This is a genomic window from Clostridium sp. BJN0013 (assembly GCF_040939125.1).
In the GTDB taxonomy this organism is placed as follows: Bacteria; Bacillota; Clostridia; order Clostridiales; family Clostridiaceae; genus Clostridium_B.
In genome coordinates this window covers 450,325-469,410 of record NZ_CP162495.1, presented here as the reverse complement: position 1 = coordinate 469,410, position 19,086 = coordinate 450,325, and the positions used below count along the sequence as shown (strand labels likewise).

At 33.4% G+C, this 19,086-nt stretch carries 14 protein-coding genes and 3 pseudogenes; 1 reads left to right on the top strand and 16 read right to left on the bottom strand.

The features are described 5' to 3' along the window. Positions 1-211: 211 nt before the first annotated feature. A complete protein-coding gene (locus AB3K27_RS02500; RefSeq protein ID WP_368489679.1) occupies positions 212-2,095 on the bottom strand; it encodes a heavy metal translocating P-type ATPase in 1,884 nt (627 codons plus the stop codon). Positions 2,096-2,280: 185 nt separating this feature from the next. Between AB3K27_RS02500 and AB3K27_RS02495 the strand changes: the two genes are divergently transcribed. Then, positions 2,281-2,844, top strand: coding sequence for a TetR/AcrR family transcriptional regulator (locus AB3K27_RS02495; RefSeq protein WP_368489678.1), 564 nt, complete (start codon positions 2,281-2,283; stop codon positions 2,842-2,844). 103 nt (positions 2,845-2,947) lie between these two features. Here the strand turns inward: AB3K27_RS02495 and AB3K27_RS02490 are convergent, their stop codons facing one another. The 15 genes and pseudogenes from AB3K27_RS02490 to AB3K27_RS02420 all read right to left on the bottom strand — a co-directional run bounded on the left by AB3K27_RS02490 (position 2,948) and on the right by AB3K27_RS02420 (position 19,086). Further along, the gene (locus AB3K27_RS02490) at positions 2,948-3,589 is read right to left on the bottom strand and encodes a Vat family streptogramin A O-acetyltransferase (RefSeq protein WP_368489677.1); all 642 of its coding nucleotides are present in this window, start codon (positions 3,587-3,589) and stop codon (positions 2,948-2,950) included. A 45-nt stretch (positions 3,590-3,634) separates the two neighbouring features. Continuing rightward, positions 3,635-5,098 carry an Msr family ABC-F type ribosomal protection protein gene (locus tag AB3K27_RS02485; RefSeq protein WP_368489676.1) on the bottom strand — a complete coding sequence of 488 codons (1,464 nt, stop codon included), beginning with the start codon at positions 5,096-5,098 and terminating at the stop codon, positions 3,635-3,637. A 164-nt stretch (positions 5,099-5,262) separates the two neighbouring features. Further along, positions 5,263-6,156 (bottom strand): methyltransferase domain-containing protein, encoded by an 894-nt coding sequence (locus AB3K27_RS02480; protein ID WP_368489675.1) that lies wholly within the window; start codon positions 6,154-6,156, stop codon positions 5,263-5,265. Between the two features lie 453 nt (positions 6,157-6,609). Then, positions 6,610-6,891, bottom strand: coding sequence for a recombinase family protein (locus AB3K27_RS02475; protein WP_368489674.1), 282 nt, complete (start codon positions 6,889-6,891; stop codon positions 6,610-6,612). Positions 6,892-6,924: 33 nt separating this feature from the next. Further along, positions 6,925-6,984: pseudogene (locus AB3K27_RS02470) on the bottom strand (hypothetical protein); the annotation flags it as partial. A gap of 174 nt (positions 6,985-7,158) precedes the next feature. After that, positions 7,159-8,974, bottom strand: a pseudogene (locus AB3K27_RS02465) (reverse transcriptase domain-containing protein). A gap of 567 nt (positions 8,975-9,541) precedes the next feature. Then, a complete protein-coding gene (locus tag AB3K27_RS02460) occupies positions 9,542-9,943 on the bottom strand; it encodes an HNH endonuclease (RefSeq protein WP_368489673.1) in 402 nt (133 codons plus the stop codon). Then, positions 9,936-10,244: a UPF0175 family protein gene (locus AB3K27_RS02455; RefSeq protein ID WP_368489672.1), complete on the bottom strand. Its 309-nt coding sequence runs from the start codon at positions 10,242-10,244 to the stop codon at positions 9,936-9,938. Before AB3K27_RS02455 ends, AB3K27_RS02460 begins: the two co-directional genes overlap by 8 nt. A gap of 62 nt (positions 10,245-10,306) precedes the next feature. Continuing rightward, the gene (locus AB3K27_RS02450) at positions 10,307-10,450 is read right to left on the bottom strand and encodes a restriction endonuclease subunit S (protein ID WP_368491151.1); all 144 of its coding nucleotides are present in this window, start codon (positions 10,448-10,450) and stop codon (positions 10,307-10,309) included. Next, a pseudogene (locus AB3K27_RS02445) lies at positions 10,435-10,722 on the bottom strand (restriction endonuclease subunit S); the annotation flags it as partial. The pseudogene AB3K27_RS02445 and the gene AB3K27_RS02450, both read right to left, overlap by 16 nt. Before the next feature lie 59 nt (positions 10,723-10,781). Then, positions 10,782-12,371, bottom strand: a complete 1,590-nt coding sequence (locus tag AB3K27_RS02440) for a type I restriction-modification system subunit M (protein WP_368489671.1) — start codon at positions 12,369-12,371, stop codon at positions 10,782-10,784. 215 nt (positions 12,372-12,586) lie between these two features. Next, the gene (locus tag AB3K27_RS02435; protein WP_368489670.1) at positions 12,587-13,840 is read right to left on the bottom strand and encodes a restriction endonuclease subunit S; all 1,254 of its coding nucleotides are present in this window, start codon (positions 13,838-13,840) and stop codon (positions 12,587-12,589) included. Positions 13,841-13,950: 110 nt separating this feature from the next. After that, positions 13,951-17,160: a type I restriction endonuclease subunit R gene (locus AB3K27_RS02430; protein WP_368489669.1), complete on the bottom strand. Its 3,210-nt coding sequence runs from the start codon at positions 17,158-17,160 to the stop codon at positions 13,951-13,953. Next, positions 17,157-17,732 carry a restriction endonuclease subunit S gene (locus AB3K27_RS02425; protein ID WP_368489668.1) on the bottom strand — a complete coding sequence of 192 codons (576 nt, stop codon included), beginning with the start codon at positions 17,730-17,732 and terminating at the stop codon, positions 17,157-17,159. The genes AB3K27_RS02430 and AB3K27_RS02425 overlap by 4 nt, the downstream gene beginning before the upstream one ends. A gap of 607 nt (positions 17,733-18,339) precedes the next feature. After that, positions 18,340-19,086, bottom strand: a complete 747-nt coding sequence (locus AB3K27_RS02420; RefSeq protein ID WP_368489667.1) for an ExeA family protein — start codon at positions 19,084-19,086, stop codon at positions 18,340-18,342.

The following is a 19,086-nucleotide window of genomic DNA, read 5'->3' as shown; positions in this document are numbered from 1 at the left end:
TTTTGGACATTTCTTTTATAATATTACTAATTTTATAATACTTTTGTTGCCTATTCATAAACTCTGGTAACTTATCTAATAATAAATCTTCTATATATTTTCGTTGTATAATAGATCACTCCCTTTATAAAAAATAGGTGCTTATTTCTGAATGCCTAAACTAAAAAAGAGATACTATTTTCACAGTACCTCTTAATTTTTTAGTTCTATTTTATTGTCCTTTCTTCTCGGGTTCTTTTAACATTAATAATAAAGATGAATTCACTACGACAAACACCGAACCTAAGTTATGCACGAGTGCTCCCCATATAGGATTTAGCACACCAGTAACGGCTAATGCAACAGCAATGAAATTCAGGCCCATAGAGAATATTATATTAAAGCTTACCTTTTTCATTGTTTTATCTGCTATAAATAGAAGATAAGGTATTCTCTTGATATCATCATTAAGAAGAACTGCATCCGAAGATTCAACTGCTATGTCACTTCCGATGCCACCCATTGCAATTCCTGCATAAGAGATACTAAGTGCTAAAGCATCATTTATACCATCGCCTATCATACAAATATTCTTGTTTTTACTCATATATTTTTTAATAATTTTCATCTTGTTTTCAGGAAGAAGATTTGCTCTTACATTACTGATGCCAACCTCTGCTGCTATATGCTTAGCTGCATCTTCATTATCTCCAGTTAACAGTATAGGCTCTACACCTTCTTCTTTCAAATTTTTAATCATATCCTTTGAGTCACTGCGTAAGGTATCAGCCAGCGCTATCATACCAATAATTTCTTTGTCCATACTGACATAAATAACCGTTGCACCTTCTTTTAAATATTTTTTATCTGCATCTAACTGATTTTGATTAGCTTCTACCCCCTCTGCCTCAAGTAATGCTGATTTTCCTGCGAAAACCACCTTACCATTTATAACACATTGTACCCCTTGCCCAGCAATAATTTCAAAATCAGATATTTTTTCATCAAGTTTATGTTCTGATTCATAAGTCCTACATATTGCTTGTCCCAGTGGATGTTCTGAATATTTTTCTACTGAAGCTGCAATCCTTAATATGTCATCTTCCTTATAATTATCTGTCAGACTTTTAATTGCTACAACCTTTGGTGTTCCATTCGTAAGTGTTCCTGTCTTATCAAAAGCCACATATTTTATTTTTGATAATCTCTCCAACGCATCACCTGAACGTACGAGAATTCCATATTTTGTTGCATTTCCAATCCCTGCCATGATAGCCGTTGGTGTTGCAAGAATAAATGCACAAGGACAAAACACAACTAGAACTGTAACTGCACGAATCAATTCACCTGTAGCTAACCATGTTATTACAGATATAAGAAAAGAAATAATCACCATCCATGTTGCCCATTTATCAGCAAGAGATACAATTGGCGCCTTATTTGCATCTGCCTCCTTTGCAATCTGTATCATTCTCTGCAATGAACTGTCCTTTTCTTCTTTGGTAACTTCCATTTCAAAAGTTCCATATTGATTAATAGTTCCACTAGTCACATCATCTCCTGTAGTCTTGTCCACAGGAATAGATTCTCCTGTCATAACAGACTGATCTATCGCAGTGTTTCCTGAAACAATAATCCCATCTACAGGTACTGTTTCTCCTGCAAGCACAATAACTGTATCACCAACATGTACATCTTCTGCTTGAACGATTTGCTCTTTTCCATTACGTCTTATTCTTGCTGTTTTAGGTGTTAATTTAATCAATTTTTCAATTCCAGCTCTTGCCTTCGCTGCTGTTACATCTTCCAAAATAGACCCTATCTGCATAATAAAAGCAACTTCTCCTGCTGCAAACCATTCTCCTATGAATAATGACCCCAATAGTGCCATGGATACAAGCACATCTGCCTTTATATCATGTTCGTTAATCAATGCATTCACTGCACCAAAAACAATTGGTATCCCACATAAAATAACTGACACCCATGCAATATCGAAAGGAATGGCACTTTTCAGCCATCCACCAAGACTTATTGCTAATGAAATACCTGATATTACCGTCATAAATATTCTTCTCTTATCATTATCTGTAAACCATAGCTTTATTTTTTCCATAACAGCCACCCTCTTAGTATAAACATACTTGATAAATTTTATTTAGTATCATACAATAAGTATGTTATCGTACACTTTGTTCTGTATCTAGTATAACTTTGCAAGCTATTTACTTCAACAACCAGAATTCTCATTTTGTACGATACTGAACATTTTAAAAAATTTGTATGATTATGGAGGCTATTATGGATAGACGAATGCAAAAAACACATACTGCCATCTTTGCTGCATTTAACAAACTCTTATCTAAAAAAAGTTACTCAAAAATTACAATTCAAGAAATTATAGATGAAGCTAACATAGGGCGCAGCACTTTTTATGCCCACTTTGAAACAAAAGATGATTTACTAAAAGAAATGTGTCAAAAATTATTTAATCACATATTTTCAGATGACCTACAAGCAGAAGAAACTCACGATTTCTCGTTAAGCAAAGGGCAATCAAACACCTCACTTACTCATATCCTTTATCATTTAAAGGATGATGAGAAGAATTTAAAAGGAGTTCTTTGCTGTGAAAGCAGCGACCTATTTTGGAACTATATAAGACAACAGTTTTCACGTTACATTACTAATTATCTTCTAAATGTCAGAACTACTAAGAGTTCATCCATTCCAGATGAATTATTGATTAATCATATTTCAGGAAGTTTTGTTGACTTAGTTAAATGGTGGATGCATAATGGTATGAAGGAAACTCCTGAAAAAGTGGAAAAGTACTTTGAAGCATTCATATTTCCAATTATATAAGACGCAATAGTATTGATTTTGCGTAAAGGTATGCCCCCTAAAGTAAGGGGGCGTGCAATTTTATTGATTTATACATTTACGCAAATTCCATAGAACTTATAGTTCAACAATATTCTTTCATTAATTGATCCAAACCATCTTCCGATGTTAACTTTTCAAGATTATTAAATATCTTGTCTTCTTTCCAATTCCACCATTGAAGCTTTAGTAAAAGTTCAACTTTTTCATCACTGAAGCGTTTCTTAATTAATTTGGCCGAGTTGCCTCCATAAATTGTATACGGTTCAATACTTTTTACTACAGTAGAATTAGCAGCAATAATCGCACCATCACCTACTTTAACTCCCGGCATAATAGTTACATTTTGACCTATCCATACATCATTGCCAATCACTGTATCTCCCTTAAAAGGCAGCTGTTCTACTGTTGGAGTGACCCTTTCCCAACCACTACCAAAGATATTGAAAGGATAAGTTGTAATTCCATCCATTCTGTGGTTTGCACCATTCATGATAAACTTAACACCCTCTGCAATTGCACAGAACTTGCCTATAATAAGTTTATCCCCCAAGAATTCATAGTGGTGCTCTATATTATCATAAAATTTCTCTGGAGATTTTTTATTATCACTATAGTAAGTGTAATCTCCGATCTCAACATTGGATCTTTTAGGCAAATTACTTATATAGCATACTGTCTTAATACTTTCATTTGGATATAGTTTCTTCTTATCTGGTCCTATCATAAGATGCTACCTCCTTTTTCATCTCTTATATACAGATAAAATAATTTATCGAATTAGGTTCAATTTCTTATCTTTGATTTCATAAATCACATCAGCCACATTATCAAGCAGTTGTTTGTCGTGGGTGCTAAACACAATGGTTCCAGCATACCCTTTCATCAGCATTTCCAGAGCCTCTAAACTTGGCAAGTCAAGGAAGTTACTCGGTTCGTCCATTAACAAGATATTATACCTACCCATTAGCATTTTAGCCAGCAGCAATTTAATAATTTCGCCGCCGCTTAAAACAGATAACCTTTTGCAAATATCATTTTGTACAAAACCCATGGAGGCCAGCGCTGAACGGATTTCTGACACATTATAATCACAATCTTCCTGCATAAATTCCATAACTTCTTGATTACGGTTATATTTATAACCATTTTGGGCAAAGTAACCTATTTCAGCCTTAGGTGAAATCGAAATACCATCTTCATGGTTTAAGATCATTTGGATCAAAGTTGTTTTTCCTGCACCATTACCACCGATCAGCGCCACTTTTGCTCCAAGTGGGATGCTAAAAGATGCCTTTTCAAACAACACTTTATACCCGAAACTTTTATTAATTTCTGTCCCACAAATCGGATATGGATTATGAAGCTCCAATGCTTTACTCTGATGGAAACGAATAGTCCGAATATCTTCAGGAGCTTCCACCTTCCCCAAAGCTGCAATCCTATGTTCCATAGACTTAGTAGCATTATACAATGTTTTTTGCTTACTTCCCATTGTTTTCTGATGAGCCAAACGTCCACCGCTTTCAGATTTGTTTTTCTTAGAAGTACCTTTTGCTTTCTGATCTATTTTTTGTGCTTGTTTTCGTTTTTCCTCAGCCGCCTGTTCCAGTCGGTCACGTTCTTCAACAAACTTTTCGTATTTTACAGCCTGGCTTTTATATTCTTCCTCTTTCTGACGAAGATAATCAGAATAGTTCCCCCAATACTCCGTGATTTTACCGTCTTTCAGTTCCCATATTTTATCTACCACCTCATCAAGGAAATAGCGGTCATGGCTGATAATTAGCAATGCACCAGAAAAATATTTTAACTGTCCGATTAAAAAATCTATTCCTTCACGGTCTAAATGACTGGTAGGTTCATCCGCCAAAATACCATGTACCTGCTTTGAAAGAGCCTGTGCTATTTTAAGTCTTGTTTCTTCACCACCGCTCATGGACTGTACCTCTAATTTCCCAACACCAAGTTTGCCTATAAGTGCGAAATCTTTTTCCTCCTGCAAAGTTACTTCATCCAACTGAGGGATATAGGCAAATTCTCCAAGACGATTGATTTTACATCCCGGTGAAGTTAATTCCCCCAAAAGCACCTTTAGTAAGGTACTTTTTCCTGCCCCATTTGCTCCAACCAAACCAATACGGTCATAGTGATATAACTCTAATTCATCTATATCTAAAACCTCACGCCCTGTGTATTCAATACGAAGATCTTTTGCTTTTATTATTAATTCCATTTTCTTTCCTCCTGTCTAAAATCGCATGTTTTCATTTACCTGTTCGCAGGGAAAACCCTGCGATTTAAGCAGAAAGGATTATATGAAAATATAATACATAAATATTCCTCCTTCAAAAATTTTCATTTAAGTCTTATACAAACCTCCTCTATCTAGTGATCAATTTATTTTTTCTTAGTACCAATTATTAATGTTAAATCTACAGTTATTGAAGATATATTCTTTTTGTATACATCATTTAATCTTTCAGTGCTTTTCCCCCAAGTTAATGGTGTCATTTTAATGAAATGCGGTAAAAACTCCTTACTAATATCAAATTTATAGTTGATATTTTGAATGTCCTCAACATCTAGCTTTTGTTTAAAATAATTAATTACTTTACTATTGGAATAGTCAGAGACATCATTATCAATATAAATTGTTTCACGTAATTCTTTAAGATAATTAGACCGTGGAACCACTTTTATAACAATTCCTTTGTCATTTAATATTCTCTCGAATTCACCGTAATTAGCAGGAGATAGTATATTTAAAATAACATCAAAACTCTTATTTTGAAAAGGTAGTCTTGCTAAGTCTGCTATACACCAAATAATATCAGCATTGTTTCTTGCAGCAATGTTAATACTGTCTTTTGAAATATCTACTTCTACATAAGTGTTGTTCTGGTTTTCTTTAACCTTTTGAAAGATACTGTAAATATGGAACCCTTCACCGCATCCTACATCTAAAATGTTCATTTTTTTATAATCCACAGATTTTTTGTATTCATCAATTATTTTCGTAAGTTCATCAATCAAAAGGTCATAGAAGCCAACTTCACAAACTCTATGTCTTGCTTCAAATAATTCCTTTGAATATACAAGAGCATTACTTGATGTTAATAAATTCAGATACCCTTTTTTAGATAAGTCAAAGTTATGCCTAGAATTACAAGTTAAACTTCCGAAATCATTCATAACCATTGACCCATTGCATACAGGACATTTAAAAAAGCTCTTATTTTTCTGTATCAATTCTCTAATTCTATCTTTTTTCTTAATATTATTTATACACATATTCTCAAATTCACCTCATTAATTAATTCGATGTGAATTCTTGAAAATGACCATTCAACGCAAAAAAGGGTTGCAAATGAACATAATTCACCTGCAACCCTTATATCTCTATAAAAAATATAGGACATCAAAAACTACACTAAGGCAGTCACACTTAATGTCTATAATAGGATACGATAAAAGTATATGAATGTTCATTGTAAGAATCCGAAAATAAGGTACAACAAATAAACCTAAAACTATAGGTTTTTTTACCTTATTTTTTATTTAGTTATTTGTATTAAACTAAATAACGGAGTCTCATTTTAACAATAAACATTCTTATACCTCTTTTCTAAATATTTGTTTCAGTATAACACATATAAAAATGATTATCAACATGCTCATAAATACTTAAAAGGATATCGAAATTATTATTAATAAAAATGAAAAAACGGTCAAGATGACATCAATTCACCTCCAAACCACCCTTCGTAATCTTTCATCTGTGGAGTTCCATACCTTTCTCCCAAAAACGCTGCCGCAGCGTCCGTAGATAACTCTTCCTGCAAAGGGATTATCAACCGTAGTATAATCTAATTTTACTATCCCATACTTTTTTGCAAAAGCTTTTCTCCTCTCCATTTCAAACTGTATAGCTTCCCATGTCTCCCTATCTATTATGGCAGGATGACTTTCCTCAACATAATACTTTGGAACTTCCCCATTATTTTCAGCCCTGCATTCCTCTATCATTTTATTAAATTGTTCTCTCTTTTTAGTGTTTGCTCCTGAAATCCCTTCATCTGCAAATACTCCAGCGAATTCATATTCAGGATTACTATTTATATAAGCAGTATAGTAGTTAACCTGTGCTTCATAACTTGATAAGTGCTCTAATTGTTCCGTATGGGATAAGCCCGCCTACGCCTTGCTCTTATAGTAGGTTTTAGGCGTAACTCTCCCCCGAACCATACGTACACCTCTCGATGTATACGGCTCTCCATTTGTTATAAGTTTGGTTTATTGTTCGTGTATTTTAGTATGACATTTATAGCATACGGCTAATGTCTTTCGCCTTTTTTTAAGCATAATCTGTTCCCAATCATTCTTACCATTTAAGTCCTTCAATCTCTTGATTTGGTGCATTCTTACATCATCCGTTTTTTTGCCACATAATTCACATATACCACCTTTTAGTCTTGCAATTATACTGTTTGGTCTTTTATACTTTACATATTGTGGTAGAATATCTGCCCTATATAAGCATTTGTCATCCTTTTTAAAACCTTGATTATAAAATTCACACCTTTTCTTCCCTGCTTTTGTTTGATAATTTATGCCGAACACTCCATCTATTTTGTGTTGTGTAATTATTTTACTCATTGAAACTTGATATTTACTAGCATATGTCTTATACATACTATATTCCATAAAATAGCTAAAGTAGTTTAATACCGACACATTGTCCGCAAGTCTATAATAATTATACAGTTCTCTAATTTCTGCATTATATTGGGTTATTATGTCAATATCCTCAAGATTGAATAATTCACCCCTATGAATTGGTTTCCAAATTTCTTTTTCGCCATTTATTATCTTGAATGCTTTGTATTCTCTTAGTTTGTCTACCCATTTTTCTTTCGGTACATACATTTTTACAGTACCCCTGTGTTGTCGTTGTTTTACTCCATTATTGTTGTATTGTAATTGATTGCTGTGTGATATGGCTATATCATAGCCTAAAAATCTTGCCATCTTAGTTGTATGTGTAATTTTTGTCTTTTCCTCTGACAGTGTGAGTTTAAGCTTTTCACCAAAAAAATCTTTTATATCTAATTTTATTTTTTTTGCGTCATCTTTACTGCCTATTACTCCAATTATAAAGTCATCTGCATATCGGCAATATTGTATTCGCTTATATCCATTATCACGTACTTCGGTGCATCTTGTTGTTTTGTATATTTCTTCAAGTATTTTAAGTTCTTTTGTTGCCTGCTTCTTTTCAAGTTCCGTGAACTTCCACCAATGCTTATTGTTTTCCTTTTTCTTATTTTCATATTTATGTCGGTTATGATTATATTCCGGGTTCTTTTTTTGATATTTACTACTTCCAACATCAAAATTGCTTTTATATTCAGCAATATAATTATCCAACTCATTAAGGTAAATATTAGCAAGTATTGGACTGATTCCACTTCCTTGAGGTGTTCCGCTATATGTATGGTTATACTTTCATTGCTCCATATAGCCTGCTTTTAGAAATTTCCATATTAGTGATATAAAATACTCGTCATCAATTCTTTTACGGAGGATGTCTATTAATATATGGTGGTCAAAGCTATCAAAGCACGCTTTAATATCACCCTCAATAAACCAGTTTACCCCCAAAAACGTTCTATCAATGCTTTTTAATGCTGTATGACAACTTCTATTCGGTCTAAAACCGTGTGAATTCTCAGAAAAACAAGGTTCATATATGCTTTCAAGTAACATTCTGACTACTTCCTGTATCAATTTATCATTTGCTGACGGGATTCCTAAAGGTCGCTTTTTTGTGCTATTCTCTTTTTCGATATATGTCCGTCTTACAGGATTAGGCTTATAACTATGGTCTTTTAATGAACTGATTATTGCTTCCATTCTTTTTATACTCATATCATCTACCGTTTGTCCATCAATCCCTGCTGTCATACTTCCATCTGTTCCATAGATGTTTGCATAGGCTTTAAAGTAAAACTCAATATTGTACAAATTTCTATATAGTCTTTGGAATTTATATCCTTTTTTTACACGAATTTTCACTCAAACTCTTTAATACGATACTAGGATTTCTCATAGTGCCTCACGCACCTTTCTTTGTACTGTAATTAAAAACAAACTGTTTCCCTTCGCCTTGTAATAGGCTTTCCCTATCTCTAACTACTATGAAAACTCTGTTTCCTTGCAAGCATTTTGCCTGTTTAGGAAATCTCCGTTTAGACTTGCAGAATTAGCTTGATATGTTGTCGGGTATGACTTTCGTCATTTTCTATTATCCAATAGCTAGTTAATCAAGAGTATTACACAACTATAAGTAACAACTTTACACTTGCCTTGATTTCTGACGTTAATAGTTATCTTCCGTCATAGGATGCCATATTCCTAACCTCTGACTATCATTCAAGCAGTTTAGCTTTTACCCTCATACACATCTTTTCACCTGACACTATTGCACAAATATTTCTATTTGCCATAAGTCGCATTTTGATAACTAAATGACTTGTGCCTTTCTCTGAATATGCTGCACTCCTCCTCCAGTTTCCCTTTGGAATAAATTCAGTGGTGATAGGTTGCAAGTTTTACTTGCTCCAATACTTTTACCTACTACTTGCTAAAGGTAGTATTCTTAACAAGCCCGCATAACCTATATATTAAGGCTATTTACGGACGCACACTTACCCTGCAGTAGGCTGCCATCCTCCCTGGCAGTTTTCCTATCATGACAGGATTTACATAAGGGCTGCCAGTTGCTCTCGTCCCAGAAGAGCCTTTCATTACCTTTATGTGCCCGAACATGATCCACAACAGCTGCAGCTTTAATAACACCTTTAGCTTTACACTTTACACAAATGGGATGTTCCTGTAAGAATTGTTTTCTCAGCTTCTTCCACCTGCTGGTGTTATATAAGTGTTTAAAGGGTCTGTTCATCCTGCTGTATTTCCTGTCCACTTGCTTCTGGTGCTTTTCACAGTACCTTAGCAAATCTAACTTTTTAATAATACTTAGCCCTATGACTGGGCTTGAATTACATACAACTTTAGTCATTTTTGTTAGCTCCTAATTCATCTTTTAAATCTCTTAGTGCAATTTGATCAAGACGAAATTCATCTTCTGTATATTCATTCCAAGGTATATTTTTATTTTTAAGTAAATCCATAAAATCTACAAGGTTCATTTCTGCTATCTCAGCTGCACGAGCTAATGACACAGACTTACTTGTAAATAGTGCAATTGCTATTGATATAGTTATATTATCATTTAAAGATTTTGAAAGTCCTAGATCTTCTATAAGTGGTATTAAATCCTTAGATAAATTCAAATCTATTTTTACTTTTTCAGCACCCAATTTACTTCACACCCCTAACTAAATAATGCAAATTCTTATATATATTATACTCTATATTTCGATTATTCTACATAAAATATTTTCTCTTGTTCATCTAACCCAGGAACCATAATATTGATATTCTGGCATACTTCTTGATTCAATTTAGGTTGCGCTGTTCCTGTATTGTATTTTTCATAGTTAAGTCTTTCTAATGCCTCACAAATAAATCCATTGCTATAATTTTTTTTGCTTTTAAAACATGTGCATGATTATTTACCCAATATCTACCACACGCTAAGAAACATACACGATAATTCCTGTCTATAATATTCGCACCGTCTTTACTCAATAAAATCAGTTCTTCATCAAATATATAATCTTTCACATAATCAATAATTCCTGATGCTCCATAGTAAGGATACGAACCAGATTCACGCGTCCCAGCCTCCAATGGTTTCCTTTGCTCACCAAGAAAATCTACTACATCCTCCAACTTACGCTGTTCCCAAGCAAATGTAGAAAAGTGAAAATCTCACCTTCCCACCACCAACAAATCTAAATTTTTACACCTAAAATCTTCAATTGTTCATTAATCTCTGCTTCAAGTTCTGCAATTTCCTTATTATCTTGTTCTAACTGCTTATTTACTTCTTCCAAATCAATTAGAGCTTCTTCTTCAAAAGTGTCAACATAACGTGGAATATTCAAGTTAAACTCATTTTCCTTGATTTCCTCAATTGATGCCACATGAGCATATTTATCAACATCTTTACGTTCTTTAAATGTATTGATGATTTTATCTATATTTTCATTATTTAAGTTATTTTGATTCTTACCCTTTTCAAAATCATTGCTTGCATCAATAAATAATATGTCTTTCGTTTTACGATTCTTTTTAAATACTAAAATAATTGTCGGTATACTTGTTCCATAAAATAAGTTAGCTGGTAGACCAATAACCGTATCAAGATAATTTTTTTCAATCAGAGTTTGACGTATTTTGCCTTCTGCTGCACCACGAAATAACACACCGTGAGGCAAAACAATAGCCATTGTGCCAGTGTTGTTTAAATGATATATACTGTGCAATATAAAAGCATAATCTGCTTTTGAGGCTGGTGCTAATTTTCCATAATCGCTAAAACGTGGGTCCTTTAACTTAGTTTTATCATTATCCCATTTTGCAGAATATGGTGGATTTGCAACCACTGCATCAAAACTACGTGGGTGGTCAATCCCTTTTCCGTCTGGTCCATCTGGCCAATCGCTTTCCAAAGTATCAGCATTATTTAGTGTCATATTGTTATAAGACACATTGTGCATCATCAAGTTCATACGGGCCAAGTTATACGTTGTTGTATTCAACTCTTGACCAAAATATTTCATAGGAGTACCATTAGGCAATTCTTGTCCAACAGTAAGTAGTAAGGAACCTGATCCCATTGTTGGGTCATATACATTGAAGAATTCATCTGATTTTTCTACACCGTTAGTGACCACTTTAGCTAAAATCTTACTTACTTGATGAGGTGTATAGAATTCTCCACCTTTTTTACCAGCACTTGCAGCAAATTTACCAATTAAATATTCATAGATTTCACCTAGAATATCTTTTCCATCATCTCCCTTGTATTCAATTCCATCAACTAACTTAACTATATTGTTAAGTGATTTTGCACGTTCATTTGTAGAACTTCCAAGACGTGAATCTCCCAAGTTAATATCGTTGAAAATACCACGAAAATCTTTAACTGCTTCTTTATTTAATTCTGCATTTTTATTAAAGTTATCAAAAATAGTTTGGTAGTCACTAGGAATAACTTGTGCATCATTAATTTTATTAATCAAAGACTCCCATGTATCATTCGGCGCAATTGCATACCCCAAACTTGATGAAATATCTTGTAAATAGTCATCTAAATCTGCACCTACCGCTTGTTTTAGGTAAGCATCATTGATAGATTCTCCCTCTGCAACATCAATAACATTATTTCCCACTAAATACTGCTCTTGATGTTCCGAAAGGTATCGATAAAACATAAATGCCAAGATATAGTTTTTGTACTCTGACGCATCCATTGTGCCACGCAGTTCATTTGCCATAGCCCAAAGTTTACTAGTAATTGTTTGTAGATTATTACTCATTATTTTTATTTCCTTTCTCTTTTCAAATTATTTTATCCGATGGCTACCAGCCGTAATACCCCCATCGTACTCTGTGAAAGTGATTCACACAAAATTGAAAATTTTGGTTCTCTACTTTTCTTATAAAGTGGGGGATAACGGCTGCTACGTCCCTGGATAACGATTTCTAAGTTTCAGATGGAGAAAAAAACTCCACCTGAAACCAAGAACTCTGTTTATATAAACATCTGTTGTAGTAATGATTTCTTTTGTTCTTGCAAGTGATTTAACTTACGTTGATGAAGGGTGATAAGGTTGTCAATTTTGCTGAAGAACTGTCCAATTTCCTTTTGTTCCTTTACTTTCGGAAGTGGAATAGGAAAGCTGACCAATACATTTTGATTGAGATGTTTGATCGTTCCTCCGGTAGCTTGTTTATCTGCATAATCCAACAAAAATGGAGCTGCCAAATAATGATATAGGTATAAATCACTTAAACTTTTATCCTTTCCTTTAATTACAAAAACACCTGCATTAAGCGTTGCTGGTTTATCCATATTCCTTATATAGGCAACTTTTCCGATAGTTCCATCCTTTGTGATTAAAACATCACCATTCTTCACTTGAATGTTTGCATCTTGGTTGTATCGTTCTTTACTTATATAATGGCAATTACTAAAATCTATCTGTCCATTATCGAAATCTGTTCCTGTAATAAGGTAATAGTCACCTTCATCAAGAAACTCCTTTTGCGTTAGACCTTGCCACCCTATTCGTGCTTTAATTGTAGCTACCTCACTTAACTTACGCTGTTCCCAAGGGTCAGTAAATCCTGGAAAACGAAGTTCTGGAAAATCTTCGCCATTTTTAGGGAACATTTTTTGTAACAAACTTTTCTTCTTATCTTGCAAGTGATTTAACTTACGCTGATGAAGGGTGATAAGGATTGTTATTGTATCAAAAAACTTCCCAATTTTTTTCTGTTCTTCCAAATTTGGAAATGGGATTGGCATTTCTATAAACACAGAATCCTTAATTGCAAAACGATCGGCACGTGCGCCCGAATCTCCATTTAGTTTCATGAAACTATGCCAGCAAGTCGTATCGAAATAATGCTCTAAGTAGGTTTTATCAATATCGTGTGTTCGGAATACATAGTAAAGTGGCGACATTACGCCTGTTCTTGCCAATTTGTTCCTTTTTATTGGTCCGACGGGTGCAAAGTTTGAAATTCGTGGATTATAAACAAAATCATCATTTTGAACTACATAATATCCATTTAAGTTCTTTGCATTGGAAATATCTTTGTCAAAAAAATCTCTTTGAGTGACAATACCAAACTCTGCTGAATTAGTAAGAGTTTCATCATAAAAATTTCCCGTATTCTTTTCAGTTACTTTATCTGAAATCTCTCCCAACTTACGCTGTTCCCAAGGGTCAGTAAATTCTGGAAACCTTATTTTAGGTACATTAGCTTTATTTTTATCCATTTTATCTCCTATCTTAACTGTCAATTGATAGTCTACAGTTCAATAATTAATTTTACTATTCTTAAGCATCTTATTAAATGCTTTAATTTTAAAGTGTTATTAGATATAAATTAACTTTCTGCCTGCTCATCGGCTAATTCATAAATTGCTTCACGCAAACCATTACGGTACTTGATTTTAGACAAAGATTGTATATCTTGGTTATGTGCCAAAATCTTATAATTCACACTTGCTTTAGCAATTATATCTCGAATTTGACCAGTATCATCTAAATCTTGCACGCCATAACGATGACTACTAAATAATTCACGCATCTGAGCACTTGTGATAATATCTGTAATTCCCCACTTCACCCGAAAATCCAGGAACATTCTATCAAGGCTGACATTGTTAGCCGCTTGAATAATTTGTTCACTATCCCTCAATTTTACTGGATATTTAAGATTAGAACCTTCCGGCGGAAAATGCCCTTTGATAATAGCAGTTGCTGCATTCATAACCTTCGCAGCGTAATTTCTGTCTTCCAAACCAGTGGCAAATTGATCGATTTTCTCTTTCGTAGCTTGTGCTTCCTGGCTCTTGCCCTCGTGCACCTGGTTTAATAATTGTTCCACCAATTCAGTTAAATAATCATAATCTATTTTCACATCCTTCACATGGGTCATTCTTAACTCAATTTGATAAAAAGGAATTTTCTTTTCTTTTGATATATGTTGTTTAAGCTCATTGGTTAAAACTGTAGTAAGCATAACTTCTTGTTCACTAGTCATGCCTAATTTTTCAACTAACTCATCAGGATTGTCGTAATTGAAACCTACTGTATTTCCATCAACTTCTTCAGGGGTATATTGTTTTAATTTAGCCATGCCAGCATTATAATCACGCAACAAATCAAGCATATATTCTTTTTGCTTCTCAGAAGGCGGTAATTGTTGAAATTCATTAGTTAAGCTGTCTAATTTCTCAACAACCTCTTTAACTTCATTAAATACATCTTTAAAAGATTTAGCGATAATACCATCTTTTTGGTTAGATTTACGTTGCTCATTTTCTGATAAAATTGCGGAATCTTTATTAGCATAAATTGCGAGAGCTTCATTCATCAACTTCTCATTTTGAGCAGGCCAACGATAATTTACAATACGCCCCCAAGGTTTTTCTTGCATATCAGCAATACGATTTGTTCTTGAATAAGCTTGAATAAGTCCAGCCCCTTTAAGTGTTCTATCTACATAAAGAGTATTAAGTTCTGGTGCATCAAATCCAGTCAATAGTTGATCTACCACAATCACAATATCTAAAAAATTCTTGTCTGTAGCAGTTTTATTTAAACGACTGGTAACATCTTGTGTATATCCTGCTACATCCTCCATACCAAAGCTTGTACCAAATTCTTTGTTATAGGCCTTAATAGCATCATGTAAACCTTGATTGGTGGCAAGCATACTATCATTATTGGATGAGTTTTGGCTAAATGTAACTGCTACTTTTAATGTTTGTCCACCATTCTTCTTATTTTCATCATTTACTCGTTGAAACTCATTGAAATACATCATTGCCATTGGAGTACTCGCTTTCCCACCACCAACATGAGTAGTAAAGAGAGCATTGTACTTCCCTTCGTTTGAACGATTTCGCCAGTTCTTGAAAATATCTTCAACTACCAACTTGATATGATCTGAATTTTCATCATAAAAACTTGGTTCAATCGCATCATCCATATCTTCTTGACTTAGATTATTAATCTTTTCTTGGATCTGTTCTTCACTCCACTTAGGATAGCGTTCTCTATAGAAATTTGGCAGATATTTTAATTTCATTTGTTCTTCATCAATGGTTGTTTCAAAATCTACTTTAAAGCCTAGAACATTTCTATCCGCAATTGCTTCACGGATAGTATAAGCATGTAACAATGGTCCAAAAATATCTTCTGTTCTTAAACCACTAGTAGTTTCATCAAACATCGGTGTCCCTGTATAACCAATCCAAGCAGATCTTTTAAAAGCCTTTTGTATCTTTGCAAAACTTTCACCACCAGTTGAACGATGTGCCTCATCCACGATAAATACAATATTTTTTTCAGGTGCTTTAAAAGATTTACGTTTCACTAAGGTATCAAGCTTTTGAACAGAAGTAACAATAATACTATTATCTTTACTCTTTAACTTACGGCTCAAATCATTAGTATTATTAGTATCTTGAACACTGCCACTAACATCTTCGCCAGCATCTGGATCATAGGCCCTATAATTTTCATTTGTCTGATCTGTTAAAGCAATTCTATCTACTAAAAATACAACTTTATCAATTTTTGGCATGCGACTTGCAAGCCATGCTGTTTTAAAACTGGTTATGGTTTTGCCTGAACCTGTGGTATGCCAAACATAGCCTACTTTATTTGTGCCAAGTTCAAAATCAACTTGCTTTAAATTTTCAATTACATTCTGAGTAGCATATACTTGATATGGACGCATCACCTTTAACATTTCTTTGTTTTTCGTGCCATCCAAAATCATATAATTAGTAGCCATTTGATGTGCCATTGGAATACTTAACATTGAATCAGCAAACTCTTTCCAATTACGCACAATCGTATTATCACTTTTACGCTGCCAGTTAAAAGCAAAATCCTTATTAAACTTATCCGGCGTGGTATTGGCCATATACTTCACGTTATTTGGCGTAATCGCCACCAATATTTGTAAAGTTGAAAAAATATCCTGATATTGGTTTTCCTCAGAGTATTGATGCATTTGATTTAGCGCTTCATTGACATCATGTGTATCACGTTTTTCTTCAATTTGTATGATAGGCAACCCATTAATGAGAAGTGTCGTATCAAAACGACGATTTTGTTTTCCACTTATGATTGCAGGGCGTTCAATTTGATTAACTACTTGATACACTGTATCTCCAGCACCAATTTGTTTTTGATCGAAAACCGTTAAAAACACATGACGACCGTCATCTAAATCAATTTCGATTTGCGATACACCATTAAGTCCATATAAAAATTGTCCAGCTTCATATGGTGTTTGAATACCAGATATAATCTTTTTAACTTGATTAAATTCCACAGTACTTAGTGGATGATCAAGTGTATTTTGATTGTGTTGCTCAAGAATCTCTTTGAAGTTATCCCAAAGCTGGTCTGTATTTTTAATTTTTGGTTCATACTTCCACAGCTTTGTTTTCACACAGTAATCAGCAGATTTTTCACTAACCTTAAAGCCGCTGATTCCTTCCAGGTGTTCAGGTTTAGTTATGGTTCCACTGGTAATATATTGTATTAATTCAGTTTCAAATTGCTCTTCATTCATTTCTCACCTGCCTCCTCTAACTTGGATAATATGATTTTTGTTTCAAGTTCTGCTGCCCTATTCCTAAGGGTTTGCAGCCTTAACTGATTAAAATAGACTTGTCCTATAATTTTTTGCTTATCCATGGAAGGTATTTTAGGTATTTCAAGCTCTTTAAGTTGCTTGAGAGTATACTTTAAAACTTGTGAACCTTGCAGTCCTAGCATAAACTGTTTTTTGATTGTTTTGTTTTCATTAATGAGATAAACCAAAAACTTTGAATCAATGTTTTTGCCAGGCAATAATTTAACGTAGTTTTGCGTATAAAGGTATCCCTGGTGCTCTTTTCTTACCATTGTTGCAATTCCCGTGATTAAACTAAACACCACATCACCATCGTATAAGGTATTTACTTTATCATTGGTTCTGACTTGTTTATTGTCCACATCGTTTGAAATAATACCTACCAAATCATCTGTTAAATCTGTTTGACTATAATAAGTAAAAAGCGGTGTTTTCTCATCAAACACTTCAGTAATTCTAAACTGAGGTGATCCACTTACTAATCTAACTAATTCACTCAACTTTTTCATAAAATATTGTGCCTTTCTAAAATTAACTTTATTTACTATGATGTGATCATAGCACAAAAGGAATTTTATTGCAACTATTAAAAGTGTAATTTAAAAAAATTACACTTTAATTATTTTTTCACTAATTACTTCCGCTAAAAAGTGAACATACCTTGCACTCTTTTACACACCTCTAGTGCATTTTTACTATTAAGTATTAACTTAAATGAAATAATTTAGCCTAACCAACATATTAATTTCAACAAAAAACGCTGAAAGCCACTGATTTCAGTGACTTTTTATTGTATCAAAATTTTAGTTCTTATTTGATGGAGGCAAGGTGTTGATTTACACTTTGTTTTCTCCTACTTTTTTCAAACTATTTTATCCTGGCGCAATATAGATTTTCACAATAGAATATCCTTTAATCACAATAAATTAACCAACTTTTGCAAGCAAATTTAACCTATATAAGAAAAAGAGCAGATAACTGCTCTAATAAATTGTGTATTTCTTCAAAGTTTAATATATCTATTATGGAAACAAAGGTACTTTATTTACAAATTCCTCAATTAAATAAGATTTATCTCATTTTGCGCTAACATTACTGTTTCTGTATCAATAACTTTTAAGTTTTTTGATAGCCTATCATTAAACATTTTTCAATAAGAAAATTTAGTATTCTTGTAGAACCATTACAACAAGAATTTACAGCTTCTAAAGCGTTATCGTTAAATATTTCAGTGAACACTCCACAAAGCTTTAGCCTTGAAGAAATATACTCAATAACTTCTTCTTTGGATATTCCTTCATAGTTATAGTTAATTACAATTCTTTGTTTTAAGGCTTCATGGATTTGTTTTGAAAGTATGTTGTTTAAAAGAGGTTGTCCGCAAAGTATTAGCACAGCATAATTTCTAGAGTCCATATCAAAATTCAATAGTAATTTAAGGTCATTTAAAACCTCTATTTTCAAGTATTGTGCCTCATCTACAATAATTACAGGTGTGATTTTTTTATCCCTACATAATGAAATAATTCTTTCCTGGATTGCTTTAAACAGATCTATTTTCTTTGAATAGATTTCTACACCTAAGCCGTAGGCGAGGGATTTATAAAATTCCAATACTGTAACAGTAGATAGTGTTAGATAAATAACTTTGTATAAATTTGAGTTCAATGAATTTGTAAAACATCGTAAAGTATAGGTCTTTCCTATACCTGACTGACCTGTAAATAGTCCTATTCCTTTAATATTTTTAAGATGCTCTAATCGTGACATTGCCTGTGAAAAATCTTGAGATTGAAAAAAGTTTTTTTCGCTTAAGCCTTTCTCAAAGGGATTAAACTCCATTCCCCAATAAGCTTTATACAT

What these genes read in the sequence shown, in the direction of transcription:
- AB3K27_RS02500 (WP_368489679.1), bottom strand. Translation starts at nt 2,095, where the DNA reads ATGGAAAAAATAAAGCTATGGTTTACAGATAATGATAAGAGAAGAATA.
- AB3K27_RS02495 (WP_368489678.1), top strand. Translation starts at nt 2,281, where the DNA reads ATGGATAGACGAATGCAAAAAACACATACTGCCATCTTTGCTGCATTT.
- AB3K27_RS02490 (WP_368489677.1), bottom strand. Translation starts at nt 3,589, where the DNA reads ATGATAGGACCAGATAAGAAGAAACTATATCCAAATGAAAGTATTAAG.
- AB3K27_RS02485 (WP_368489676.1), bottom strand. Translation starts at nt 5,098, where the DNA reads ATGGAATTAATAATAAAAGCAAAAGATCTTCGTATTGAATACACAGGG.
- AB3K27_RS02480 (WP_368489675.1), bottom strand. Translation starts at nt 6,156, where the DNA reads ATGTGTATAAATAATATTAAGAAAAAAGATAGAATTAGAGAATTGATA.
- AB3K27_RS02475 (WP_368489674.1), bottom strand. Translation starts at nt 6,891, where the DNA reads ATGATAGAGGAATGCAGGGCTGAAAATAATGGGGAAGTTCCAAAGTAT.
- AB3K27_RS02460 (WP_368489673.1), bottom strand. Translation starts at nt 9,943, where the DNA reads ATGACTAAAGTTGTATGTAATTCAAGCCCAGTCATAGGGCTAAGTATT.
- AB3K27_RS02440 (WP_368489671.1), bottom strand. Translation starts at nt 12,371, where the DNA reads ATGAGTAATAATCTACAAACAATTACTAGTAAACTTTGGGCTATGGCA.
- AB3K27_RS02435 (WP_368489670.1), bottom strand. Translation starts at nt 13,840, where the DNA reads ATGGATAAAAATAAAGCTAATGTACCTAAAATAAGGTTTCCAGAATTT.
- AB3K27_RS02430 (WP_368489669.1), bottom strand. Translation starts at nt 17,160, where the DNA reads ATGAATGAAGAGCAATTTGAAACTGAATTAATACAATATATTACCAGT.
- AB3K27_RS02425 (WP_368489668.1), bottom strand. Translation starts at nt 17,732, where the DNA reads ATGAAAAAGTTGAGTGAATTAGTTAGATTAGTAAGTGGATCACCTCAG.
- AB3K27_RS02420 (WP_368489667.1), bottom strand. Translation starts at nt 19,086, where the DNA reads ATGTATAAAGCTTATTGGGGAATGGAGTTTAATCCCTTTGAGAAAGGC.